Origin of the sequence: Allorhizobium paknamense (genome assembly GCF_030815125.1) — a bacterium.
Lineage (GTDB): Bacteria > Pseudomonadota > Alphaproteobacteria > Rhizobiales > Rhizobiaceae > Allorhizobium > Allorhizobium paknamense.
In genome coordinates this window covers 34,946-58,382 of record NZ_JAUSWH010000008.1, presented here as the reverse complement: position 1 = coordinate 58,382, position 23,437 = coordinate 34,946, and the positions used below count along the sequence as shown (strand labels likewise).

Below are 23,437 nucleotides of genomic sequence, written 5' to 3'. Positions count from 1 at the left end.
GTCATTCCCCCTTGGTCTTGAGAGCCAGCGCGACGGCTTCGATGCGCGTCAGAATGGCCTGGAGATAGATGCGAAGCTTGTCCGCCTTGTCAGCGTCATAGGCAAAGGGCACGGCTTCCGTGGCAAGATGCGAGATCTGGCTCAGTTCCATCTGGATGGCGTGCACTCCATCCTGCGGCCTGCCGTAATGGCGCGTGGTCCAGCCGCCCTTGAAGCGGCCATTGACAACGGCCGTGAAGCCGTCTGCCGTTTGCGCCACACCCGCCGCCGCAGCCTCGATCGCAGCATCGCAGCTTGCACCGGAATTGGTGCCGATATTGAAATCCGGCAGCCGCCCTTCGAACAGGAAAGGAATGAGCGAGCGGATGGAATGGCAATCGTAGAGCACCGCCACGCCGTGCAGCGCCTTGACGCGCTTGATCTCAGCGGCAAGAGCCGTATGATAAGGCTGATGAAAGCCTTGCAACCGGGCGGCAATATCGGCCTTGGTGGGTGCGGCCCCGTCTTTCCAGATCGACAGACCGTCAAAATCCGTGGTGGGCACCAGATCGGTCGTGTTCTGGCCGGGATAAAGGCTCTTGCCCGCCGGATCGCGATTGGCATCGATCACATAGCGATGAAAGGTGGCGCGCACCGTGGTGACGTTCGGCAACAGACCCGCATAGAGCGTGTGGATATGCCAGTCAGTATCGGCCAGCAGCCTGCCATTGTCGTTCAGCCTCTCCCAAATCTCGGGCGGCACCTCTGTGCCGGTATGGGGAAAAGCGAGAATGACGGGCGATGAGCCCTGAACCACTTCAAAAACAGCCATGTCAGCTCTCCAGAACCGGCAGAATACCCGGGGACACCGCCTGCACCAGCGCGCCAGAGCCGACGAGATCGGCGGCGGCCTGAAGGTCGGGCGCCATATACCGGTCCTCTTCGAGCGCCGGCACCGCCTGCCGCAGCACGGCCATGGCCTTCTGCAACTCCGTGCTGGTGGTGAGCGGGCCGCGCAGTTCCACGCCCTGCACAGCACAAAGCGCCTCGATCCCGAGGATGGCGAAGAGATTATCCGTCATCTGCAACAGCCGCCGCGCACCATGGCAGGCCATGGAGACATGATCCTCCTGATTGGCGGAGGTAGGGGTTGAATCCACCGAGGCCGGATGCGCCATCTGCTTGTTTTCACTCATCAGCGCGGCACTGGTCACTTCGGCAATCATCAGGCCGGAATTCAGCCCCGGCTTTTTCGAAAGAAAGGCAGGCAGGCCATAGGACAGCGCGGGATCCACCAGCAGCGCGATGCGCCGCTGCGCAATCGCGCCGATTTCACATACCGCCATGGCGATCTGATCTGCCGCGAAAGCCACCGGCTCGGCATGGAAATTGCCGCCGGACACCACGGAATTGTCGGAAAGCACCAGCGGATTGTCCGTGACCGCATTGGCTTCTATTTCCAGCGTGCGGGCGGCAAAGCGCAACAGATCCAGGCAGGCGCCGTCCACCTGCGGCTGGCAGCGGATGCAATAGGGATCCTGCACGCGCTCATCGCCTTCCACATGGCTTTCGCGGATCTCCGAGCCTTCGAGCAAGCGTCGCAGCGCATTGCCTGCATCGATCTGGCCCTTGTGGCCGCGCAAGATGTGAATATCGGGATGGAAAGGCGCGGAAGACCCCATGGCGGCATCGGTGGAGAGCGCACCGGTCATCAGTGCCGTCTGCGCCGCGCGATGGGCGCGGAACAGGCCCGCAAGCGCCAGCGCCGTGGAGGTCTGCGTCCCGTTGATCAGCGCCAGCCCTTCCTTTGCGGCCAGCACCACCGGCTCCAGCCCGGCCCGCTTCAGCGCTTCGCTGCCGGAAAGGCGCTCGCCCTGGTAAAAAGCCTCGCCCTCGCCCATCATCACCGCGGTCATATGGGCAAGCGGGGCAAGATCGCCGGAGGCCCCGACCGATCCCTTTTCCGGAATGACAGGCGTCACGCGCTTTTCCAGCATGGCCTCGATCAGCCGCACCAGTTCCAGCCGCACACCGGAGGCGCCCCGCCCCAGCGACACAAGCTTCAGCGCCATGATCAGCCGCACGACATTCTCGTTGAGCGGCTGGCCCACGCCGCAGCAATGCGACAGGATGAGATTGCGCTGAAGCGTGGCGACATCGGCGGCGTCGATCTTGATCGAAGCGAGCTTTCCAAAGCCGGTATTGATGCCATAGACCGGTGCATTGCCCCGGGCAATCTCTGCGATACGCTGGGCGGCGCGGGCAATGGCGGCGTCGGCGGACGCATCCAGAACCGCGGCTTCGCCATCCCAGTAAATGGCCATGAGCTCAGACAGCGTGACCTGACCCGGCAGGAGGGTGATCGTCATGATGCAATCCTTTGTCCCTTGAAGACATGCGAATGAAGGGGATTGAAGCCGAAGCGGTAGACAAGCTCGGCAAGGCTTTCGACATCCCAGATGGCGAGGTCGGCGGATTTTCCGGCCTCAATTGTTCCCGTTTCCGAAAGAAGACCCAGAGCGCGCGCCGCTTCCCGCGTGCTGCCCGCGATGCACTCCTCCACCGTCAGGCCAAACAGGGTGGCGGACATGTTCATGGTCAAGAGCAGCGAGGTCAGCGGCGATGTGCCGGGATTGCAATCCGTGGCAATCGCCATCGGCACGCCCGCCGCGCGAAGAGCAGCGACCGGCGGCTTGCGCGTCTCATGAATGGCGTAGAAAGCGCCGGGCAAGAGCACGGCCACAGTCCCGGCCTCTGCCATTGCAGCCACGCCCTCTTCATCCAGATATTCCAGATGATCGGCTGAGAGCGCCCCGTAAGAGGCCGCGAGCTTCGCCCCGCCCAGATTGGACAATTGCTCTGCGTGCAGCTTGACCGGCAGGCCCAGTTCGCGGGCAACATCGAAAACCTGGGCGATCTCGGCGGGGGAAAAGGCAATGCCTTCACAAAAGCCATCCACCGCATCCACCAGAGCTTCCGCCTGGGCGCGCTTCAAACCGGGAATGACCACCTCGGCAATATAATCCCCGTTGCGGCCCTTATACTCCACCGGCGTTGCATGGGCAGCCAGCCAAGAGGTAACAATCCGCACCGGCCTCACCTGCTCCAAAGCCCGCGCGGCGCGCAGCATTTTCAGCTCGCCTTCGATGGAAAGCCCGTAACCGGATTTGATTTCAACCGTCGTGATCCCTTCCGAAAGCAGCGTATCGAGACGCGGCAGCGCCGTCTGCACCAGCGCTTCAACCGACAGCGCGTTGGTGGCCTTGACAGAGGAGACGATGCCGCCGCCAGCCCGGGCAATCTCCTCATAGGTGGCGCCTTGCAGCCGCATCTCGAATTCGCGGGCGCGGTTGCCACCGTGAACGATATGCGTATGGCAATCGATCAGCCCCGGCGTCACCCAGCGGCCTTCAAGATCCACCACCTCGCCGCCCACCAGCGCCCCCAGCGGCAAATCCCGCTCAGGCCCCACATACACAATGCGGCCGCGGGCAAAGACTACCGCTCCACCCTCGATGATTCCAAGCCCGGCGGCCCCCGCCTGCAGCGTGGCAATGCGGCCATTGCGGAGAATCACAAGCTCGCTGTTATCCAAGGCGCTCCCCATTTGCTCTTCCCTTTGCTCAAAACATGTATATACATAATTTCAGATTGGCAACCGGCTTTTTGCATGCTCATCATGCCCCCCACGGCGTGAAAAGCCAGAAGAGGTCCACCGGAGGAAAAGCACAGATGAAACACATTCATGCAACGGCAGCGCTTCTGGAAACCGGCTGGGCGAAGAATGTGCGGATCGGCATCGACAACGGGCTGATCGCCTCGCTTGAGACCGGCAAAGCCCCAGAAGCGGAAGACGAGCGGCATGGCGCGCTCGTGCCCGGCCTTGCCAATCTGCACAGCCATGCTTTTCAGCGCGCCATGGCGGGCCTTGCCGAACGGCGTGGGCTGGACAGCGACAGTTTCTGGAGCTGGCGCACGCTCATGTACGAGATGGCACTTGCCTTCACGCCGGAGCAATTGGAAGCCGTGGCCGGCCAGCTTTACATGGAAATGCTGGAAGCCGGCTGCACGCGCGTCGGCGAATTTCACTACCTGCATCACGACAGCAACGGGCAGGCCTATGGCGATATCGGTGAACTGGCTGGCCGCATCGTCGCCGCCGCTGAGACAACGGGGCTTTCCCTGACGCTGCTGCCGGTATTTTACGCCCATTCCGGCTTTGGCGGCGCGGCGCCCACGGCAGGCCAGCGACGCTTCATCAATTCGGTGGACAGTTTTACGACGCTGATCACGCGCTGCCGGGATCTGCTGGCAGACATGCCAAGCGCCCGCCTGGGCATCGCTCCCCACAGCCTCCGGGCGGTCACACCGCAGGAACTCATAGAGATCCTGCCGCTCGCCGAAAAAGGACCGATCCATATCCATGTCGCCGAACAGATGAAGGAAGTGGAAGATTGCCTAGCCTGGAGCGGTGCAAGACCCGTGCAATGGCTGCTGGATCATGCGCCGGTGGACCGGCGCTGGACGCTGATCCATGCCACCCACATGACGGAAGCCGAAACCGCCACCATGGCCCGGCGCGGCGCCATTGCCGGATTGTGCCCGATCACCGAAGCCAATCTGGGCGATGGCACCTTTGCAGGCCCGCTTTTCCTTGAAGAGGGCGGCGAGTTCGGTGTGGGATCGGATTCCAATATCCGGATCTCCGTGTCCGAAGAATTGCGGCAATTTGAATATTCGCAGCGCCTGCATCTGAAATCCCGCAACGTCATTGCAGCCCCCGGCCAATCCACCGGGCTCAACCTGTTTAACCGCGCCATTCGCGGCGGCGGCCTTGCGCTGCACGGGGCAGGCCACCTGAGCATCGGGGGCGATGCCGATATGGTGGCGCTGGACACCAGCGCCGTGCCCTATCTTTCGCCGGATCAGGTGCTGGATCACTGGATTTTCGCAGGCGGCATCGGTGTCGATACGGTCTGGGTCCGTGGGCAGCAGGTGGTGCGCGAAGGCCACCATATCCGCCGCGGCGAAATCGCCCGTGCTTTTCAGAAAACGATGGTGCAATTGCTTTCACGGTAGCGAGGGAAGCACCGGCGTTTGCTCCGGTATCATCATAGTCTATAAGCCACGCCTGACCATTGCGTCGGAAACACTCATGACCGCGAAGCCCTCACCGACCCTGCATCAGCAAATTCTCGGCGATATCGAGACCCGTATCGTCTCCGGTGAATGGCCGCCCGGCTTTCGCCTGCCCTTCGAGGTGGAGCTTGCAAAATCCTATAACGTCTCGCGGATGACGGTGAACAAGGTGCTGACGCAGCTTGCGAGCGCCGGATTGATCGAAAGACGCAAGAAGTCCGGCAGCTTCGTCGCCCAGCCGCAGGTCCAGTCCGCCGTTCTCGAACTCCATGATATCGAGGCTGAAGTTCGCTCGCTGAACCGGGACTACCGCTTTGCCGTGCTGTCACAGCGGTTGCGCCGGGCATCCGACGAGGATCTCACGGGACTGGCTTTGGGTGAGAATACGACGCTTCTGGAAATCGAGTGCGTGCATTTTGCCGCAGACGCGCCCTTTTGCCATGAATACCGCCTGATCAATCTCGATGTGGTGCCCAAAGCGCGGGAGGCGGATTTTGCCGGAACGGCACCGGGCAAATGGCTCCGGATGGAAGTGCCGTGGAGCGCCGCCGAGCACCGAATCCGCGCCGTATCCGCCGACAAGCAGATGGCCGGCACCCTCTCGCTTTCCCGTCATGCCGCCTGCCTCGTGGTGGAGCGCCGCACCTGGCATGACGGCAAGGCCGTTACCTTCGTGCGCTTCACCTATCCCGGTGAGCAGCATGCGCTGATCGCCCGCTTCACGCCCGCTTCCGCCTGAACAATCCAATTTTCGGATTTTCCGCAAAGCTGCCCGCCAAGGGAAACGGCACCGTTTCACCCGCCGGATTTGGAACCGTTTTGCTTTAATTTCTATAAATTCCATAGATTAATAGGGCAATTGCGAAAGCTCGAACTGACCGAAGCGCTCGCATTTGACCGGAGGAAAGAGCATGACTGAAGCACATCGTGATGCAGTGAAATTTGCCTACTGGGTTCCGAATGTCTCGGGCGGACTGGTAATCTCGAATATCGAGCAACGCACGTCCTGGACTATTGATTATAACCGCAAGCTCGCCCAGATCGCCGAGGCCAGCGGCTTCGACTATGCGCTGAGCCAGATCCGGTTTACCGCCGGTTACGGCGCGGAATTCCAGCATGAATCTGTCTCTTTCAGCCATGCCCTGCTGGAATCCACCAAGACGCTCAAGGTCATTGCCGCCCTTCTGCCCGGTCCGTGGAACCCGGCGCTGGCTGCAAAGCAGATTGCCACCATCAATCATCTCACCAATGGCCGTATCGCGGTCAACATCGTCAGCGGCTGGTTCCGGGGCGAATTCCATGCCATTGGCGAACCATGGTACGACCATGACGAACGTTATCGCCGTTCTGAGGAATTCATCCGCTCGCTGCGCGGTATCTGGACGGAAGACAATTTCACCTTCCGGGGCGATTTCTACCGCTTCAACAATTATTCCCTGAAACCGAAGCCGATCGATCCGCAGCCCGAAATCTTCCAGGGCGGCTCGTCCCGCGCCGCCCGCGACATGGCCGCCCGTGTGTCCGACTGGTACTTCACCAATGGCAATACGCCGGAAGAAATCGCCAAGCAGGTGGACGATATTCGGACCAAGGCACGCGCCAACAATCACAGCGTCAAGGTGGGCGTCAACGCTTTCGCCATCGTCCGGGAGACGGAGGAGGAAGCCAAGGCGGTTCTGGCGGAAATCATCGAAAAGGCCAATCCCGAGGCCGTGAATGCTTTCGGCCATGAGGTCAAGAACGCGGGCAAGGCCTCACCGGAAGGGGAAGGCAACTGGGCCAAATCCAGCTTCGAGGATCTCGTCCAGTATAATGACGGCTTCCGCTCCAACCTGATCGGCACGCCACGCCAGGTGGCAGAGCGCATTCTGCGGCTGAAACAGGCCGGGGCTGACCTCATCCTTCTCGGCTTCCTGCATTTCCAGGAGGAGGTGGACTATTTCGGCAAACACGTCATTCCGCTGGTGCGCGAACTGGAACAGGCGGAAGCCGCAGCCGCCATCGCTGCAGAATAATCCACGGGCAGGCGCAGCCTTTCACGCATCCTTGCCTTTCAAAGGAGTTTTCCATGACCATTGCCCAATTTCAAAGCCGCGACGAAACCCATGGCGTGCCAGCCGTAGCGCGGCCGCGCGAACCGGCCCACATCATCAAGGACGACGCCGAAGCCATTGCGGTGGCAAAAGTGCTGGCGGCAGAATTTGCGCCCGGCGCGGCGGCGCGGGACCGGGACCGTATCTGGCCGGTACGCGAACTGGATGCCTTCTCCCAGAGCGGTCTGTGGTCGATCAATGTGCCGAAAAAATTCGGCGGGCCGGAGGTTTCCTATGCAACGCTGGCCAAGGTGATCGAGATCATCTCCGCCGCCGATTCTTCCATTGGCCAGATCGCGCAGAACCATCTCGGCGTCGTGGCGGCCATCAGGACGGTCTCCGATGAGACGCAACAGCGCCTTCTCTTTGCCGAAGTTCTGAAAGGCACGCGCTTCGGCAATGCCTTTTCCGAATTCGGCTCCAAGCGCGCCGTGGATTTCGAGACGAAATTCACCGATCATGGTGACCACGTCATCGTCAATGGCCGGAAATTCTACTCCTCCGGTGCGCTTCTGGCACATCTGGTGCCCATCGTCGCGCTCGATGATCAGGGCCGCGCCTGGTATGCCATTGCCGAACGCGATGCGCCCGGCCTGACGGTGATCGACGACTGGTCCTCCTTCGGCCAGCGCACCACGCTCTCCGGGACGGTGATCCTCGACAATGTGAAAGTGCCGAAAACCCATCTGGTACCGGGCTACAAAGGCTATGAAGTCCCCACCGCCGATGGTGCGATTTTCCAGATCATCCAGGTGGCCGTGGATACCGGCATCGCTCAGGCAGCCATTGATGAAACGGTCTCCTTCGTGCGCAGCAAAAGCCGCGCCTGGGTGGATAGCGGCGTGGATCACGCCTGGCAGGACCCCTACACCATTCAGGCCGTGGGCGACCTGACGCTCAGGCTGCATGCCGCCCAGGCCCTGCTGGAAAAAGCGGGCCATGCCATCGACCGCGCCATCCTCAATCCGACTGCCGACACCGTTGCGGAAGCGCAGATCGTGACGGCAGAAGCCAAGGTGCTTTCGACGGAAATTGCCATTGCCGCCACCAACAAGCTGTTCGAACTGGCCGGCACCCGCTCGACGCTGGCAGAACACCAGCTCGACCGCCATTGGCGCAATGCCCGCACCCATACCCTGCATGATCCGGTGCGCTGGAAATACGCCATTCTCGGCAATTATTTCCTCAATGGCGAAAAACCGCCCTTGCATGCCTGGAGCTGACAGTTTTCTTCAGGGTTTCACGGAAACACGCGCAAAAAAGCTCATACCTGCCGCTCGGTCTCCGTGATCGAGCGGATTTTATAGGGCAGCGGCCCGCGCCGGTGGTGATCGATGATCAACTGGCTCTTGATCGAGGGAACGGCGCGGCTGGCGCAATCGGTGCGCTCGCAGATGCGGCAGGAAATGCCGATGGGATCATAGGCAATCCGGCTGCCAAGATCCATGGTATCGGCATAGACGAATTGGTCGGCATAGGAAATTTCGCAGCCCAGCGCCAAGGCATAATGCTGGCGATGGGCGTGAAAGCCGCGATCTCCCTTGGTGATCTGGGTGGCGATGCAGAGATAGCGCACGCCATCGGGTGTTTCCGCCAGTTGCCGGATAATCTGGCCCGGCGCCTCGAAAGCACGATGCGCGTTCCATAACGGACAGGCCGCGCCGAAGCGGGCGAATTGCAGCTTGGCGGCGCTGTGGCGCTTGGTGATGTTTCCGGCCCGGTCGATACGGGCGAAAAAGATCGGAATGCCCTTGTGACCCGGCCTTTGCAAGGTCGAGAGCCGATGGCAGACCTGCTCCAGGCTGGCCCCGAAACGCGCCGACAAGAGATCGAGATCGTGCCGTAAATCCCGCGCAGCCGCCAGAAAGCGGCGATAGGGCAGGATCAGAGCACCGGCAAAGTAATTGTGCAGACCGATGCGGCACACCTCCACCGCTTCCTTCGAGCGAAAACCGGCATTCCGTAGAATGCGATCGATCACCTCCTGCCCCGCCAGTTGCGCAATTTGCAACGCCATCTGGAAATCCCGCGTCGCGGGCTGAAGATAGGGGCTGAGCGTCAGCACGCGGCCCGTCTCATCGAAACTGCGGATGACATCGTTGGGTTCGGCCATGCGGCGGACGCGCACCTGAAACCGGCTTGCCAGATAATCGGAGAGCGCACCGCTCGCCTCCTGCTCGCCGATGCCGATCTCTTCCGCCAGCTTTTCCGCCAGTACATCGATGTCATGGATGTAATTGTCCATGAAGTGGAAGAAATCCCGCACCTCCTCATAGGGGGTCTGCTCCACGGTGGTGGCGGCGCGGTCCAGCGTGTCGCCAATACTGGCCAGCCGCTCGGAATTATGCCGATAGGCGCGATGGGCCGTAATCAGCGCATGGGCGATGCCCGGCGCATTGTGCACCACCATCTTCAATTCCTGAACGCTTGCGCCATGCACGCCAAACAGCGGATCGGCCAGCGTTTCCGCCAGCGCCGACAGCAGGCGATCCCCCTCCCCGCCAGAAAGGTCCGAGAGGTCGATCTTGAACTTGTCGGCAAGCGACAGGAGTACCGCGGCAGAGACCGGGCGCTGGTTGCTCTCGATCTGGTTGAGATAGCTCACGGAAATGCCGAGCCGCTCGGCAAACTGGGCCTGCGTCGCATGGTTGGCAAGGCGAAGGTCGCGAACCTTGCGCCCGATATAGAGTTTGCCGATCGCCATTCACAATTTCACAAAATTCAGAGTGAAGTTTTGAAGTATGCACATTTTCACACATTCCACGGTTTTGCAATGTGAGCAGCGCGTGTATCCCTTTGATAAGGCGGGGAGAGCGTTTCAATATTTCACGGAAACGCAGAAACGCGCTCCCTCTTTGTTTTATGCATCTGCAGACGGAAAACCGCTACGCACTTTTCCTGGAGATGCTGGAGGAGCAAGGGCGAGGACATGCGCGACATCCTGGATCAACTTGAGCAGCGGCGTCAGGCCGCCCGATTGGGTGGCGGCGAAGCCCGCATTGCCGCCCAGCACAAGAAGGGCAAGCTCACGGCGCGGGAACGCATCGAGGTTCTGCTCGATGAAGGCTCCTTTGAAGAATACGACATGTATGTCACCCATCGCTGCGTCGATTTCGGCATGGAAGGCCAGAAAGTGCCGGGTGACGGCGTGGTCACCGGCTGGGGCACGATCAATGGCCGTCAGGTCTATGTGTTTTCGCAGGATTTCACCGTTCTCGGCGGTTCCCTGTCGGAAACCCATGCCCAGAAGATCTGCAAGGTCATGGATATGGCGGCAAGGGTCGGGGCGCCGGTCATCGGGCTGAACGATTCCGGCGGCGCACGCATTCAGGAAGGGGTTGCCTCGCTGGCGGGCTATGCGGAGGTGTTTCGCCGCAATGCCGAGGTTTCCGGCGTCATTCCGCAGATTTCGGTGATCATGGGGCCTTGTGCCGGTGGTGCCGTCTATTCTCCGGCCATGACGGATTTCATATTTATGGTGCGCGACAGCTCCTACATGTTCGTCACCGGCCCGGATGTGGTGAAGACGGTGACCAATGAAATCGTCACGGCGGAAGAGCTGGGCGGTGCGGCCACCCATACGAAAAAATCCTCCGTGGCCGATGGCGCTTTCGACAACGATGTCGAGGCGCTGATGCGGGTGCGCGATCTCTTCGATTTCCTGCCCCTCAGCAACCGCGAAAAGCCGCCGGTCAGACCGTTTTACGACGATCCGGCGCGGCTGGACATGCGGCTGGATACGCTGATCCCCGACAGCGCCACCAAGCCCTATGACATGCGCGAACTCATTCTGGCCATTGCCGATGAGGGCGATTTCTTCGAGATTGCCGAAAGCTTTGCCCGCAACATTCTCACCGGCTTCATCCGAATCGAAGGCCAGACTGTCGGCGTGGTGGCCAATCAGCCGATGGTGCTGGCGGGCTGCCTGGATATCGATTCCTCCCGCAAGGCGGCAAAATTCGTTCGCTTCTGCGACGCCTTCAACATTCCACTGCTGACGCTGGTAGATGTGCCCGGCTTCCTGCCCGGCACCAGCCAGGAATATAACGGCATCATCAAGCACGGCGCGAAACTGCTCTTTGCCTATTCGCAGGCCACCGTGCCCATGGTCACGCTGATCACCCGCAAAGCCTATGGCGGCGCCTATGACGTGATGGCCTCGAAACATATTGGCGCGGATGTGAATTATGCCTGGCCAACGGCGGAAATCGCCGTGATGGGCGCCAAGGGCGCAACGGAAATTCTCTATCGCTCCGAGCTTGGCGATGCGGAAAAGATCGCCCGGCGCACCAGCGATTATGAGGAACGCTTTGCCAATCCCTTCGTTGCGGCGGAACGCGGCTTCATCGATGAGGTGATCATGCCGCATTCCTCGCGCAGGCGCATTGCACGGGCCTTTGCCGCCCTGCGCTCCAAGAAGCAGGACTGCCTCTGGCGCAAGCACGACACGATACCGCTGTGAGACAGGGGCAAACCATGACGATTACCAAAATTCTCATTGCCAATCGTGGCGAAATCGCCTGCCGCGTCATCCGCACCGCGAAGAAGATGGGCATCAAGACGGTGGCGGTTTACTCCGATGCGGACGCCAATGCGCTGCACGTAAAAATGGCCGATGAGGCAGTACATATCGGCCCGGCCCCGTCCAACCAGTCCTATATCGTCATCGACAGGATCCTCGAGGCCATCCGCCAGACGGGGGCGGATGCGGTGCATCCCGGCTATGGCTTTCTCTCGGAAAATGCCGCCTTTGCCGAAGCGCTGGAAAAGGCGGGCGTCACCTTCATCGGTCCGCCGGTTGGCGCCATTCAGGCCATGGGTGACAAGATCACCTCAAAGAAGCTGGCGGCGGAAGCAGGCGTTTCCACCGTGCCCGGCCATATGGGCTTGATCGAGGACGCGGACGAGGCGGTGCGCATTTCCGCATCGATTGGCTATCCGGTGATGATCAAGGCCTCCGCTGGCGGCGGCGGCAAGGGCATGCGCATTGCCTGGAATGACGCGGAAGCCCGGGAAGGCTTCCAGTCCTCGCGAAACGAAGCCAAAAGCGCCTTTGGCGACGACCGCATCTTTATCGAAAAATTCGTCACCGAGCCGCGCCATATCGAAATTCAGGTTCTGGGCGACAAGCACGGCGCCTGCCTTTATCTCGGCGAGCGCGAATGTTCGATCCAGCGGCGAAACCAGAAGGTTCTGGAGGAAGCCCCCTCACCCTTTCTGGATGCCGCCACCCGCAAGGCCATGGGCGAACAGGCCGTGGCGCTGGCGAAAGCCGTTGGCTATCATTCCGCCGGAACGGTGGAATTCATCGTCGATGGCAAGGCCAACCAGTTCTATTTCCTGGAAATGAACACGAGGCTGCAGGTGGAGCATCCGGTGACGGAACTTGTCACGGGCCTTGATCTGGTGGAGCAGATGATCCGCGTGGCTTCGGGCGAAAAGCTGTCCTTTGCGCAGGAGGATGTGACGCTCAACGGCTGGGCCATCGAAAGCCGCCTTTACGCGGAAGACCCCTATCGCAATTTCCTGCCCTCGATTGGTCGTCTCACCCGCTACCGGCCGCCGCAGGAAGGAAGGCAGGCCGATGGCACGGTGGTGCGCAACGATACCGGCGTCTTCGAGGGCGGTGAAATCTCGATGTATTACGATCCGATGATCGCCAAGCTCTGCACCTGGGGTGAAACGCGCGAAGCCGCCATCGATGCAATGCAAGCCGCGCTGAATGATTTCGAGGTGGAGGGAATAGGCCACAACCTCCCCTTCCTGTCCGCCGTCATGGGGCAAGAGCGTTTTCGCTCCGGCAGACTGACAACGGCCTATATTGCGGAAGAGTTTCCAGAAGGCTTCTCCGGCGTCAGACCGGATGCCAGCACATCGCAGGCGCTCGCTGCCATTGCCGCCGTCATTCACCAGAGGCTCCAGAGGCGCGCGGCGCAGATTTCCGGCACTATCGGCAACCATGCCCGGGTGATCGGCGCGGATTGGGTGGTGGATCTGGGAGAGGAGCGCCACGCCGTGACACTGGCAGCGGATGGCGACATCGACCGCGTCGAATTTGCGCAAACGCAAGACACCATCACCCTTGCCAGCACCTGGCAGCCGGGCCAGACCCATGCGCATTTTCTGCTGAACGGCGAAAAGCTGGGCGTGAAGGTTGACCTCAAGGGCTCCGCCATCCGGCTGCGGCACAATGGGGTTGATCTCACGGCCCGTGTCTACTCCCCTCGCGTGGCGGAGCTTGCAAGCCTCATGCCGGTAAAACTGCCGCCGGATACCTCGAAAATGCTGCTCTGCCCCATGCCCGGCGTCATCACCAGCATTGCCGTCCAGCCCGGCGATACGGTGGAGGCGGGCCAGACACTGGCCACTGTGGAAGCCATGAAGATGGAGAATGTCCTGAAAGCCGAGCGGCGGGGCGTGGTAAAACGGGTGGCCACAGGCGCGGGCCAAAGCCTTGCAGTGGATGAGTTGATCATGGAGTTCGAATAAGATGGGCTCTTACGGCTGGCATCAAAGGTCAGGCGTCGCGGTATCCTTTGCCGAGCCTTGCCAACATGTGCCGTTGATGATCCTGTCCACCGAAGAAAACGGCAATCACCCGAACCGTTTGTCGGGCATCATCGACATCGAAATAGATGATAGCGCGGTTCTTCGTCACATGTCGCAGCCCGGCGGCTATGTCCGGGGAAAGCGTGCCCTGATAGGGACTGGCGCCAATACTGAAGATATCGTCTCGGATCTTGCGAAGCCGCCCGGCAGCCTGATTGACGGCATCGGCGATGGGGTCGCCCAGGGCACAATAAGCCTCTATCAGGTGATCCAGAATCAAAGCGAGATCGATCTCGCTTTCTTCCGAAAGCTGAACCTCAAAGCCCATATTGCGCTTTCTTCGCGGCAATCATGGCTTCGATACGCTCGTGGCTTTCGTCTTCTGAGAGGAAACTGCCTTGGCGCCGATGCTCAACGAGGGTCCGCAAAGCCGCGCGTTCCTCTTCACGCAACTCCGTTTCTTCGCGCAGCAGTTCCAGCCCGCGTTGCACCACCGCGCTCAGGCTCGAATAGCGTCCTTCATCAACGAGTCGGCGGGCGAACGCTTCCTGTTGATCGGAAATGGAAACCGATGCTTTTACGGTCATGGTGGCACACTCCCATGATGGACACTCTCATCATGCTACCCAGTAGCAATTTCGTCAATCTCGATACCGCGCTCATGACGGCGACGGCACCGGAAGGAAATGGCCAATGACGAGAAAAACCATCGCTGACTGGCAGGCGCTGGCGGAAAAAGAGTTGAAGGCCTCGCCGGAAAAGCTTGTCTGGCAGACGCCGGAAGGCATTGCCGTCAAGCCGCTCTATACGAAGGAGGATGTGCAGGATATCGCGCATCTGGACAGCCTGCCCGGCTTTGCCCCCTTCGTGCGCGGCCCCCGCGCCACCATGTATGCGGGCCGCCCGTGGACGATCCGGCAATATGCCGGTTTTTCGACGGCGGAAGAAAGCAATGCCTTCTATCGCAAGGCGCTGCTCGCCGGTCAGCAGGGCGTGTCCGTCGCCTTCGACCTTGCCACCCATCGTGGCTACGATTCCGATCACCCCCGTGTCGTGGGCGATGTCGGCAAGGCAGGCGTGGCCATCGACAGTGTCGAGGATATGAAAATCCTGTTCAACGGCATTCCGCTTCAGGATATTTCCGTCTCCATGACCATGAATGGCGCAGTGATCCCGATCCTTGCCAATTTCATCGTCACCGGGGAAGAACAGGGTGTTTCCCGCGCACAACTTTCCGGCACCATTCAGAATGATATTCTGAAGGAATTCATGGTCCGCAACACCTATATCTATCCGCCGGAACCCTCCATGCGGATCATTGCGGATATCATTGCCTATACGGCAAAGGAGATGCCACGGTTCAATTCCATTTCCATCTCCGGCTATCACATGCAGGAGGCGGGCGCGACGCTGGTGCAGGAACTGGCCTTCACTCTGGCGGACGGGCGCGAATATGTGCGTGCCGCCCTGGCGCGCGGCCTGAATGTCGATGATTTCGCCGGGCGGCTTTCCTTCTTCTTCGCCATCGGCATGAATTTCTTCATGGAGTCGGCAAAGTTGCGCGCCGCCCGTCTGCTCTGGACGCGGATCATGGAGGAGTTTCAGCCGAAAAAACCCTCATCGCTGATGCTGCGCACCCATTGCCAGACCTCCGGCGTCTCGCTGCAGGAACAGGACCCGTACAACAACGTCATCCGCACCGCCTATGAGGCCTTGTCCGCCGTGCTGGGTGGCACGCAATCGCTGCACACCAATGCGCTGGATGAAGCCATTGCCCTGCCGACCGAATTTTCAGCCCGCATCGCCCGCAATACCCAGCTCATCCTCCAGCACGAGACCGGCGTGACCAAGGTGGTCGATCCACTGGCGGGCTCCTATTACGTTGAAAGCCTGACCCATGAGCTCTCGGAGAAGGCCTGGGCCTTGATCGAAGAGGTCGAGGCCATGGGCGGCATGACCAGGGCCGTGGCTGATGGCCTGCCGAAGCGGATGATCGAGGAAGCCGCCACCCGCCGTCAGGCGCGGGTGGACCGGGGCGATGAGATCATTGTCGGCGTCAACAAGTATCGGCTGGAGAACGAAGAACCCATCGACATTCTCGATATCGACAACACCGCCGTGCGCAATTCGCAGATCAAGCGGCTGGAGCAGATCAGGCGTCAACGGGATACGAAGCGGGTGGAAGAGACCCTTTCCGCGCTGAAAGCTGTGGCGGAGAGCGGTGACGGCAATCTACTGGAAGCCGCCGTCGAGGCGGCGCGCGCCCGTGCCACTGTCGGCGAAATTTCCGATGCCATGCGCGCCATCTTCGGCGATCATGCCGCCATACCGGAGGTGGTGAGCGATATTTACGGCCCGGCCTATGACAACGACCCCGAATACAAAACGCTGACGACAAGGCTTTCAAGCTTTGCCGAAACCACGGGATTGAAGCCGAAAATGCTGGTGGCAAAGCTGGGACAGGATGGGCATGACCGGGGCGCGAAGGTGATTGCCTCCGCCTTTGGCGATATCGGCTTCGAGATCGTCGCGGGCCCGCTCTTTCAGACACCGGAAGAGGCCGCAGAACTGGCGCTTGCCCAAAAGGTTCAGATTCTCGGCATGTCCTCACTGGCAGCCGGGCACAAGACGCTGGCGCCACAGCTGATCGACGCGCTGAAAGCCCGCGGCGCAAAGGATGTGATCGTCGTGGTCGGCGGCGTCATTCCCCGGCAGGATTACCAGTTCCTGCTGGATGCCGGTGTCGCCGCCGTCTTCGGCCCCGGCACCAATGTGCTGGACGCCGCCCGCGCCATTCTCGACCTCATGGAAGGGCGGCGGCGAAATCAGTAATATCAAGGCTTGAGGATGGTAACGCATCCTCGCCTTGAAGAGGCTTATCTCAAATCGCCCCATGCCGAGGCGGCAACTGACCGTTGAGGTAATAATTGCCGACATGGTGATATTTCCACCGCACGGGATCGTGCAGGGAATGGGTGCGGGCATTGCGCCAGAACCGGTCGAGGCCGTAGGTCTCCAGCGTCGAACGGGCACCGCCCAGTTCGATCAGCTTCGTGGCCGCAAGCTGTGCCGCTTCCGTCCCATAGGCCTTGACCTCGGCAACCGCGATGGACGCTTCAGCCACGCTCTTTGCATCCGGCGCAGCGATGGCGGCATCAAGACGTTGCCCGGCCCGTGCCAACAGCGCATTTGCGGCATGGACCCTGACGGAAACATCCCCCACCGCATGGATGCTGTGCGGGTCCTCGTAGCCGTGCTCAATCTCCAGTTCGAAGAAGGGACGTGCATGGGCGCGCACATAGGATAGGGTTTCTTTCCATGCGCCCCGGGCAATCCCCACCTGAACGGCGGCATGGATGATCTGCGCCAGCGGCCCCATCGGTGTCGGCTGTTCGAAAACCACCTCGTGATCCACCACCTGAAACGGCGATATTTCGACATCGTCGAAGGTCACTGTGCCGCTTCCCGTCGAGCGCTGACCGAAGGAACTCCAGTCATCGACCAGATCTACCCCCGGCGTTGCCCGGTCTATAAAGACGATATGCACCCTGCCCGCTTCATTTTTGGCAACCGCAACAATGATATGGGCAAAGAGCGAGCCCGTAGCATAAAATTTCTGGCCGTTCAGCAGCAGCTTGCCGTCTCTTTCGGCAAAGCGTGTCTTGTAATCAACGGGCGTCTTCGTGCCGATCTCGGTAAAGGCATTCCCCAGCCGGTCGCCGTCCAGAATCCGGCTGAAGTAATGCCGCTTCTGCTCTTCCGTTCCCGCCAGCCGCAAGGCTTCGACCATGTAGAAATGGTTTTGCGGGATCTGGCCAATGGAGGAATCGGCAGCCGAGATGATGGCGGTCACCTCGGCCAGCGTTGCGGCGGAAACGCCTGCACCGCCATAGGCCTTCGGCACCGTGATGGCCCAAAGACCCGACTGTGAAAACCGCTCGATTTCAGCAAGCGGCAAGCGCCGCTCACGATCCCGCGCCACAGCACCCCCGGCAAAATCCCGCGCCAGCGCCTCCGCCGTGGCTATGGCTTCCGCATCGTCGGCAATCCGGTGCGCCGGTTGGCGGCGCGGCGGAATATGCGGCGCAGGACGCCCGGCCACTAGCGCCGCCTGACGGTGCAATATGCGATCATCGCTGCTCATGAGACGGCCTCAATTCCAGGCGTGACGCGGCGGGTGCACGCCGTTCAGGTAATAATTGCCGACATGAAAGAATTTCCAGCGCACCGGATCGTGCAGGGTGTGAACGCGGGCATTGCGCCAGTGACGATCGAGATTATGCTCGGCCAGCGTGGAGCGGGTACCCGCCAGCTCAAACAGCTTGTTGGCGGCCAGAATAGCGATTTCCGTGGTCAAGACCTTGGATTCGCCGGTTTTGATCGTGGCCTCGGACACCGTTTCCAGCGTCGGATTGGCGCGGCCCGCATCGATGGCCCGGCCAGCAATGTCCAGCAGGGCTTCGGCAGCATGCAGCTTGATCTTCAGATCGCCAACAGCGGCGATGGTGAAAAGATCTTCACCCGCCGTCTCCTTGCCGCTGTCGATCCAGGGGCGGCTATGGGTTTTGATGAAGGCAATCGTATCTTCGATCGTTCCCCGGGCAATGCCCGCATCGATGGCCGACTGGATGATCTGAGAGATCGGCCCGCCGACGGTCGGGTGATCGAAAGAAGTGACCTTCAAGGCGCGGACACGCGGCAGCCGCACATTTTCGATCTTCACCGAGCCGGAGGCCGTGGTGCGCTGGCCAAAGCTCGACCAGTTGTTGGTGACCGTCAGGCCCGGCGCATCCCGTTCGGCAAAGACCAGATAGCCCTGACCGGTTTCATCCACCCCGACAATCGGCACGATATGCGAGAGAAGCGCCCCGGTCGTATAAAATTTCTCGCCATTGACGATGACTTCATCGCCTTCAAACCGCACCTTGGTCTCGAAGGCAGCCACGGTCTTGCTCTTCAGTTCGGAAAAGGCATTGCCATAACGAAGGCCGGACAAAGCCCAATTGAAGAACAATTGCTTCTGCTGCTCCGTTCCGTCCAGTTCGACCGTCGCAACCACAGCCAGATGGTTCTGGGTGATCTGGGCAATGGCCGGATCGGCAGAGGCAATGATTGCAATGACCCTGGCCAGCGTGGCATAGGAAATCTCCGGCCCGCCATAGGCCTTGGGCACATTCATGCTCCACAGCCCGCTTTGCGAATATTCATCGAGTTCAGCCAACGGCAACAGGCCCTCGCGATCGCGCAGCGCCGCTCCCACCTTGAACCGCTCGGCCAGCCGCTCGGCAATTTCAATGGCCTCGGCATCGCTGCGAATGATATGGGCCGGCACCGCCGGGCGCGGACGCGGCGGCACGGGGTCGGCGGAATTGACACGCGGGTGAACGCTATAGTCGAACTTCGTCTCTGGAAGAGTGCCCATGATCGATACCTTGTTTCTGGATGAAGGGGTCAACTGCCGGTGGCCAGAAGCGCTTCGCTGCGCTTGAGGGCTTCGATATCGCGGTAGCGGTTTGCAGGATGATTTTCGGCAAGATAAGGACCTTTGCCGAAGAGCTTTTCCCTCAGCGTTCCGGGGCGGTAAGCCTTGGGATATACGCCGCGGGCTTGCAGTTCCGGCACCAGCAGGTCGACGATGGTTTCGAAGGTCTCCGGCGTGACCGCATAGGCGAGGTTGAAGCCATCGACGCCGGTATCCTCCACCCAGTGCTGCAATTCATCCGCCACCGTCTGCGGCGAACCGACCACGACCGGCCCCATGCCGCCGATACTGCCCCATTCGGCGAGTTCGCGGATGGTCCAGCGCTTGTTCGGATCACCTTCCGAAAGGCTTTCAATGGCGGAATGGATCGCATTGGTCTCGACCTTGCGCACTAGGTCATCCGGTGCATAGCGGGAGAAATCCACCCCGGTCCAGCCGGACATGAAGGTCAGCGCGCCGTCATAGGAGACATAATCGAGATAATCCCGGAAGCGGGAGCGCGCCTTCTCATCCGTCTCGTCCACAATCACCGTCAGGAGATTGTAAATGCGGATATCGTCGCGAGACCGGCCAGCCGCCTGAAGGCGCTCCTCGATATCGCGGATGTAATTTCTGAGAATGGTCTTGGTCTGGGCAGCAACGAAGACGCATTCGGCATGTTCGGCGGCGAATTTCTTGCCGGGACCGGAAGCGCCAGCCTGATAGAGCACCGGCGTGCGCTGCGGAGAAGGCTCGGTCAAGCCATAGCCCGGCACCTGGAAATATTTGCCGTGATGGCCGATCTCATGAACTTTTTCAGGGATGGTGAAAATGCGCTTTTCCCGATCGCGAACCACGGCCCCCTCCTCCCAGGAACCTTCCAGCAGCTTGTAGACCACCTCCAGATATTCATTGGCGATCTCATAGCGATTGTCATGCCGCTGCAAACCGGATTGCCCGACATTGCGGGCACCGCTTTCCAGATAGGAGGTGACGATGTTCCAGCCGATACGGCCCTTGGTGTGATGGTCGGCGGTCGCCAGCCGTCTGGCGAAGGTGTATGGATGTTCGAAAGAGGTGGACGCCGTAATCCCGATGCCGAGATGCTCGGTGGCAAGGGCAATCGGAGCCGCAAGCTGGATCGGATCATTCACAGGGAACTGCGCGGCCTGATGAATGGCGTGGTAGTTGCTGCCCTTGTAGACATCGTAATAGCCAATGACATCCGCAATGAAGATGCCATCGAATATGCCGCGCTCCAGCGTGCGGGCCAGATCCTGCCAGTAATCCAGATCCTTGTATTTCCACGAACGATCCCGCGGATGCGCCCAAAGCCCCGGTGACTGATGCCCCACACAATTCATATCGAAGGCGTTGAAATGGATTGTGCCGGTCATCGTGTTCTCCCCATTGGCATGAAGCCTTGGGAGAAGCATCGCAGAACCGCTATAATTCTATAGATATTATAGAATATAATTTTGCGATTTGGCGGAAGAATTTTTCATGCCCCATGGGGAGCGCTAGAACGGACTGCTGCCCATCGAACACCTGTCAACGCGCATCCATTATCAGCCGAAACCCACTCCCCTTGCTTCGGCACGCCCCTCACGCAACCCAAAGATGACGAGGCGTCATCTGAAGTTGCTCTATCAACCTATCATACTATTTCATACATAAATCTTTAATCATGTTCGAACCGCTAGCGGAACAAAGTAACAAATTGCGCTTTTCCGGGCCTGAAAAGAAACAAAACCCGGAAACCTTCTATGAAAAACCTCCCGATTATTGGCAAATTTTTAACCATTATGGCGCTGTTCGGGGTCTTTGCCCTCGGCGTTGCCGGTTATGCAGGCGTGCGTATTCTTTCAATCGACAACTCATACTCCGATCTCCTGTCGAACGATGCAACGGCGGCAACGGCGGTATCGCGGGCCAACAGAAATCTGCAGGGCGCCCGTACGGCCATCGCTGAATTGACAATCGCCCGCTCGGACAAGGACAATGCGAGTGCTGCACAGGAGATCAGCCAGTCGCGCGCTTCCTTCGCAAAATTCATGGACGCGGCCATGGCTGCGGCACCGCAAAACCCTGATCTTCAGGCGATAAAAACCGAGGGTCTGCGCATTCTCGATGTCGCCTGCCAGAACACGATTGCATTGGGCCAAAGCGGCAATTCCGATGCACAGGTCCAGCAGGCCCAGAATGCTTTTCTTCAGGAATGTCAGCCGGCTTTCCGGGCCGTGACCCCGAAATTCAGCCAGATCGTCAACGACTTCAATGCGTCGACCGATAGTAAGAGCAAGGTGTTGTCTGACGGCTCCAACCAGGCCGCCATGGCGACGGTGGGTGCTATCGTCGCAGGTCTGGCCATCGTTCTGGCCATTGGCTTCTTTGCCATCCGCGCCTGGCTTGTGCTGCCGATCCGCAAGGTGGCCGCAACCATGCAAACTCTGGCAGATGGCGATCTCTCCGTGACCGTGGACGGCACGGAGCGCCGTGATGAAGTAGGCGGCATGGCAAAGGCCGTACAGGTCTTCAAGGAAAACGGTCTGCGGGCGCGGGAATTGGAACGTGAGGCTGAAAGTGTCCGCACCGCCAGTGAAGCAGAACGCGCTCGCGTGGCAGAACTGGACCGTAAGCGCGCTGAGGACATGGCCCAGGCCACGTCCGGTCTGGCTGATGGCCTGAAGCATCTTTCGCGTGGCGATCTGCGGTTCCGTCTGAACCAGCCTTTCGCTTCCGATTTCGAAAGCCTGCGCAATGATTTCAATGCCACCGTCAACCAGCTCAGCGAGACCCTCGCAGCCGTCGCCGAAGCCACGGGCTCCATCGATAGCGGCTCGCGGGAAATCAGCCAGGCCGCCGAGGATCTGTCGAAGCGGACCGAGCAGCAGGCCGCATCTCTGGAAGAAACCGCCGCCGCTCTTGACCAGATCACCACCAATGTCGCCAACTCCTCGAAGCGTGCGGAAGAAGCCCGCCACGTGGCGATGGAAGCCAATCACTCGGCCCGTCAGTCCGGTGAAGTCGTCTCGAATGCCGTCGATGCCATGCAGCGTATCGAACAGTCCTCCAGCCAGATTTCCAACATCATTGGCGTGATCGACGAGATCGCCTTCCAGACCAACCTTCTGGCGCTCAACGCCGGTGTCGAAGCCGCCCGTGCGGGCGAAGCGGGCAAGGGCTTTGCGGTCGTTGCCCAGGAAGTGCGCGAGCTTGCCCAGCGCTCAGCCCAGGCCGCCAAGGAGATCAAGGAATTGATCCGCAACTCGGCCAGCGAGGTCAGCAATGGCGTGACGCTGGTGCGGGCAACCGGCGAGGCTTTGAAGGCCATCGAAACCCATGTCATCACCATCAACACCCAGCTCGATGCCATTGCTCTGTCCTCCCGCGAGCAATCGGTTGGCCTTGCCGAGGTCAATACCGCCGTCAACCAGATGGATCAGGTAACCCAGCAGAATGCCGCGATGGTCGAGCAGTCGACGGCGGCCAGTTCCTCGCTGGCTTCAGAGGCCGGACGGTTGCGCCAACTGATTTCGCAGTTCCAGCTCGACGGTCAGGTTGCTGGAGCCAGCCGTTACGCTCCGGCGGTGGCCTCAGGCTCGGCAAGACCGGTTGCCGCTGAGGCACAACACCGCCCGGTGGCCTCTCCCGCACGGCGGATGGTGGGGCAAGTCGCCCGCGCCATGGGCCTGCAAACGGCAGCCAAGGCTGAAAGCTGGGAGGAGTTTTGATGCGCGCCGTGCTGAATGGCCAAGCCGGTGGCCTTGAGATCCTGGCCTTCCGGCTGCATGGTCAGGAGTTTTGCGTGAAAACCACCGCGATCCGCGAGATTCGCGGCTGGGCCCCCGCAACCCCCTTGCCGCATTCTCCGCAGGAGGTCGTCGGCGTCATCAATCTGCGCGGCACCGTCGTGCCCATCGTCGATCTTGCCGTCAAGCTCGGCATGCCGGGCATGCAGGCAAACGAGCGCAGCGCCATCATCGTCACCGATGTTGCCGATACGGTGGTAGGGCTCCTGGTCGATGCCGTCTCCGACATCCTGACGGTTCCTGCGGAAAACCTGCAACCCGTTCCGCCCACGAGCAGCACCGGCACGGATTTTTCCGATGGCATCATCGTGCATGGCACAGGCATGATCTGCCTGCTGAACCTCGAACGCATGTTCAAGGACGATGACTGCGGCGAATGGGCTGCGGCGGCGTGAACCACCTTG

18 protein-coding genes are annotated in these 23,437 nt (G+C 60.3%); 9 read left to right on the top strand and 9 right to left on the bottom strand.

The features are described 5' to 3' along the window. Position 1 precedes the first annotated feature (1 nt). Genes hutG through hutI form a run of 3 tightly spaced genes read right to left on the bottom strand, consistent with a single transcriptional unit; the run spans position 2 to position 3,586 of the window. On the bottom strand, positions 2-811 hold the full coding sequence (gene hutG, locus QO005_RS13435) for an N-formylglutamate deformylase (RefSeq protein ID WP_307158561.1): 810 nt from the start codon (positions 809-811) through the stop codon (positions 2-4). Position 812: 1 nt separating this feature from the next. Further along, positions 813-2,348, bottom strand: coding sequence for a histidine ammonia-lyase (gene hutH / locus QO005_RS13430; protein WP_307158560.1), 1,536 nt, complete (start codon positions 2,346-2,348; stop codon positions 813-815). Continuing rightward, the gene (gene hutI / locus QO005_RS13425; protein WP_307158559.1) at positions 2,345-3,586 is read right to left on the bottom strand and encodes an imidazolonepropionase; all 1,242 of its coding nucleotides are present in this window, start codon (positions 3,584-3,586) and stop codon (positions 2,345-2,347) included. The genes hutH and hutI overlap by 4 nt, the downstream gene beginning before the upstream one ends. 125 nt (positions 3,587-3,711) lie before the next feature. Between hutI and QO005_RS13420 the strand changes: the two genes are divergently transcribed. The 4 genes from QO005_RS13420 (at position 3,712) to QO005_RS13405 (ending at position 8,434) form a co-directional block, all read left to right on the top strand. Next, positions 3,712-5,058, top strand: coding sequence for a formimidoylglutamate deiminase (locus QO005_RS13420; protein WP_307158558.1), 1,347 nt, complete (start codon positions 3,712-3,714; stop codon positions 5,056-5,058). A gap of 76 nt (positions 5,059-5,134) precedes the next feature. Next, positions 5,135-5,857, top strand: a complete 723-nt coding sequence (gene hutC, locus QO005_RS13415; protein WP_307158557.1) for a histidine utilization transcriptional repressor HutC — start codon at positions 5,135-5,137, stop codon at positions 5,855-5,857. 172 nt (positions 5,858-6,029) lie between these two features. After that, entirely contained in the window at positions 6,030-7,133 is a 1,104-nt protein-coding gene (gene sfnG / locus QO005_RS13410) for a dimethylsulfone monooxygenase SfnG (protein WP_307158556.1), read from the top strand. Between the two features lie 53 nt (positions 7,134-7,186). Next, positions 7,187-8,434 (top strand): SfnB family sulfur acquisition oxidoreductase, encoded by a 1,248-nt coding sequence (locus QO005_RS13405; RefSeq protein WP_307158555.1) that lies wholly within the window; start codon positions 7,187-7,189, stop codon positions 8,432-8,434. Positions 8,435-8,475: 41 nt separating this feature from the next. Here the strand turns inward: QO005_RS13405 and QO005_RS13400 are convergent, their stop codons facing one another. Beyond that, complete coding sequence (locus tag QO005_RS13400) at positions 8,476-9,915, bottom strand: helix-turn-helix domain-containing protein (protein WP_307158554.1); 1,440 nt, start codon at positions 9,913-9,915, stop codon at positions 8,476-8,478. A gap of 225 nt (positions 9,916-10,140) precedes the next feature. Between QO005_RS13400 and QO005_RS13395 the strand changes: the two genes are divergently transcribed. Next, positions 10,141-11,673: an acyl-CoA carboxylase subunit beta gene (locus tag QO005_RS13395; protein WP_307158553.1), complete on the top strand. Its 1,533-nt coding sequence runs from the start codon at positions 10,141-10,143 to the stop codon at positions 11,671-11,673. Between the two features lie 14 nt (positions 11,674-11,687). Beyond that, positions 11,688-13,700, top strand: coding sequence for an acetyl-CoA carboxylase biotin carboxylase subunit (locus tag QO005_RS13390; protein ID WP_307158552.1), 2,013 nt, complete (start codon positions 11,688-11,690; stop codon positions 13,698-13,700). A 28-nt stretch (positions 13,701-13,728) separates the two neighbouring features. Here the strand turns inward: QO005_RS13390 and QO005_RS13385 are convergent, their stop codons facing one another. Then, positions 13,729-14,088 (bottom strand): type II toxin-antitoxin system RelE/ParE family toxin, encoded by a 360-nt coding sequence (locus QO005_RS13385; protein WP_307158551.1) that lies wholly within the window; start codon positions 14,086-14,088, stop codon positions 13,729-13,731. Next, entirely contained in the window at positions 14,078-14,347 is a 270-nt protein-coding gene (locus QO005_RS13380) for a type II toxin-antitoxin system ParD family antitoxin (protein WP_307158550.1), read from the bottom strand. The genes QO005_RS13385 and QO005_RS13380 overlap by 11 nt, the downstream gene beginning before the upstream one ends. A 106-nt stretch (positions 14,348-14,453) precedes the next feature. Between QO005_RS13380 and scpA the strand changes: the two genes are divergently transcribed. Then, positions 14,454-16,592: a methylmalonyl-CoA mutase gene (gene scpA, locus QO005_RS13375; protein ID WP_307158549.1), complete on the top strand. Its 2,139-nt coding sequence runs from the start codon at positions 14,454-14,456 to the stop codon at positions 16,590-16,592. A 49-nt stretch (positions 16,593-16,641) separates the two neighbouring features. Here scpA and QO005_RS13370 read toward each other — a convergent pair whose 3' ends face one another. Genes QO005_RS13370 through QO005_RS13360 form a run of 3 tightly spaced genes read right to left on the bottom strand, consistent with a single transcriptional unit; the run spans position 16,642 to position 20,618 of the window. Then, positions 16,642-17,904: an SfnB family sulfur acquisition oxidoreductase gene (locus QO005_RS13370; RefSeq protein WP_307158548.1), complete on the bottom strand. Its 1,263-nt coding sequence runs from the start codon at positions 17,902-17,904 to the stop codon at positions 16,642-16,644. Positions 17,905-17,913: 9 nt separating this feature from the next. Further along, positions 17,914-19,182 carry an SfnB family sulfur acquisition oxidoreductase gene (locus QO005_RS13365; RefSeq protein ID WP_307158547.1) on the bottom strand — a complete coding sequence of 423 codons (1,269 nt, stop codon included), beginning with the start codon at positions 19,180-19,182 and terminating at the stop codon, positions 17,914-17,916. Between the two features lie 29 nt (positions 19,183-19,211). Next, the gene (locus QO005_RS13360) at positions 19,212-20,618 is read right to left on the bottom strand and encodes an LLM class flavin-dependent oxidoreductase (RefSeq protein WP_307158546.1); all 1,407 of its coding nucleotides are present in this window, start codon (positions 20,616-20,618) and stop codon (positions 19,212-19,214) included. A gap of 369 nt (positions 20,619-20,987) precedes the next feature. On the opposite strand from QO005_RS13360, the gene QO005_RS13355 reads away from it, so the two are divergent. Together QO005_RS13355 and QO005_RS13350 are read left to right on the top strand one after the other, a co-directional pair. Continuing rightward, positions 20,988-22,955 (top strand): methyl-accepting chemotaxis protein, encoded by a 1,968-nt coding sequence (locus QO005_RS13355; protein ID WP_307158545.1) that lies wholly within the window; start codon positions 20,988-20,990, stop codon positions 22,953-22,955. Beyond that, positions 22,955-23,428 carry a chemotaxis protein CheW gene (locus QO005_RS13350; RefSeq protein WP_307158544.1) on the top strand — a complete coding sequence of 158 codons (474 nt, stop codon included), beginning with the start codon at positions 22,955-22,957 and terminating at the stop codon, positions 23,426-23,428. Before QO005_RS13355 ends, QO005_RS13350 begins: the two co-directional genes overlap by 1 nt. Positions 23,429-23,437: the final 9 nt, after the last annotated feature.

Bases quoted from the DNA above. Each gene is read 5' to 3' on its own strand.
- hutG (WP_307158561.1), bottom strand. From the start codon at position 811: ATGGCTGTTTTTGAAGTGGTTCAGGGCTCATCGCCCGTCATTCTCGCT.
- hutH (WP_307158560.1), bottom strand. From the start codon at position 2,348: ATGACGATCACCCTCCTGCCGGGTCAGGTCACGCTGTCTGAGCTCATG.
- hutI (WP_307158559.1), bottom strand. From the start codon at position 3,586: ATGGGGAGCGCCTTGGATAACAGCGAGCTTGTGATTCTCCGCAATGGC.
- QO005_RS13420 (WP_307158558.1), top strand. From the start codon at position 3,712: ATGAAACACATTCATGCAACGGCAGCGCTTCTGGAAACCGGCTGGGCG.
- hutC (WP_307158557.1), top strand. From the start codon at position 5,135: ATGACCGCGAAGCCCTCACCGACCCTGCATCAGCAAATTCTCGGCGAT.
- sfnG (WP_307158556.1), top strand. From the start codon at position 6,030: ATGACTGAAGCACATCGTGATGCAGTGAAATTTGCCTACTGGGTTCCG.
- QO005_RS13405 (WP_307158555.1), top strand. From the start codon at position 7,187: ATGACCATTGCCCAATTTCAAAGCCGCGACGAAACCCATGGCGTGCCA.
- QO005_RS13400 (WP_307158554.1), bottom strand. From the start codon at position 9,915: ATGGCGATCGGCAAACTCTATATCGGGCGCAAGGTTCGCGACCTTCGC.
- QO005_RS13395 (WP_307158553.1), top strand. From the start codon at position 10,141: ATGCGCGACATCCTGGATCAACTTGAGCAGCGGCGTCAGGCCGCCCGA.
- QO005_RS13390 (WP_307158552.1), top strand. From the start codon at position 11,688: ATGACGATTACCAAAATTCTCATTGCCAATCGTGGCGAAATCGCCTGC.
- QO005_RS13385 (WP_307158551.1), bottom strand. From the start codon at position 14,088: ATGGGCTTTGAGGTTCAGCTTTCGGAAGAAAGCGAGATCGATCTCGCT.
- QO005_RS13380 (WP_307158550.1), bottom strand. From the start codon at position 14,347: ATGACCGTAAAAGCATCGGTTTCCATTTCCGATCAACAGGAAGCGTTC.
- scpA (WP_307158549.1), top strand. From the start codon at position 14,454: ATGACGAGAAAAACCATCGCTGACTGGCAGGCGCTGGCGGAAAAAGAG.
- QO005_RS13370 (WP_307158548.1), bottom strand. From the start codon at position 17,904: ATGAGCAGCGATGATCGCATATTGCACCGTCAGGCGGCGCTAGTGGCC.
- QO005_RS13365 (WP_307158547.1), bottom strand. From the start codon at position 19,182: ATGGGCACTCTTCCAGAGACGAAGTTCGACTATAGCGTTCACCCGCGT.
- QO005_RS13360 (WP_307158546.1), bottom strand. From the start codon at position 20,618: ATGACCGGCACAATCCATTTCAACGCCTTCGATATGAATTGTGTGGGG.
- QO005_RS13355 (WP_307158545.1), top strand. From the start codon at position 20,988: ATGAAAAACCTCCCGATTATTGGCAAATTTTTAACCATTATGGCGCTG.
- QO005_RS13350 (WP_307158544.1), top strand. From the start codon at position 22,955: ATGCGCGCCGTGCTGAATGGCCAAGCCGGTGGCCTTGAGATCCTGGCC.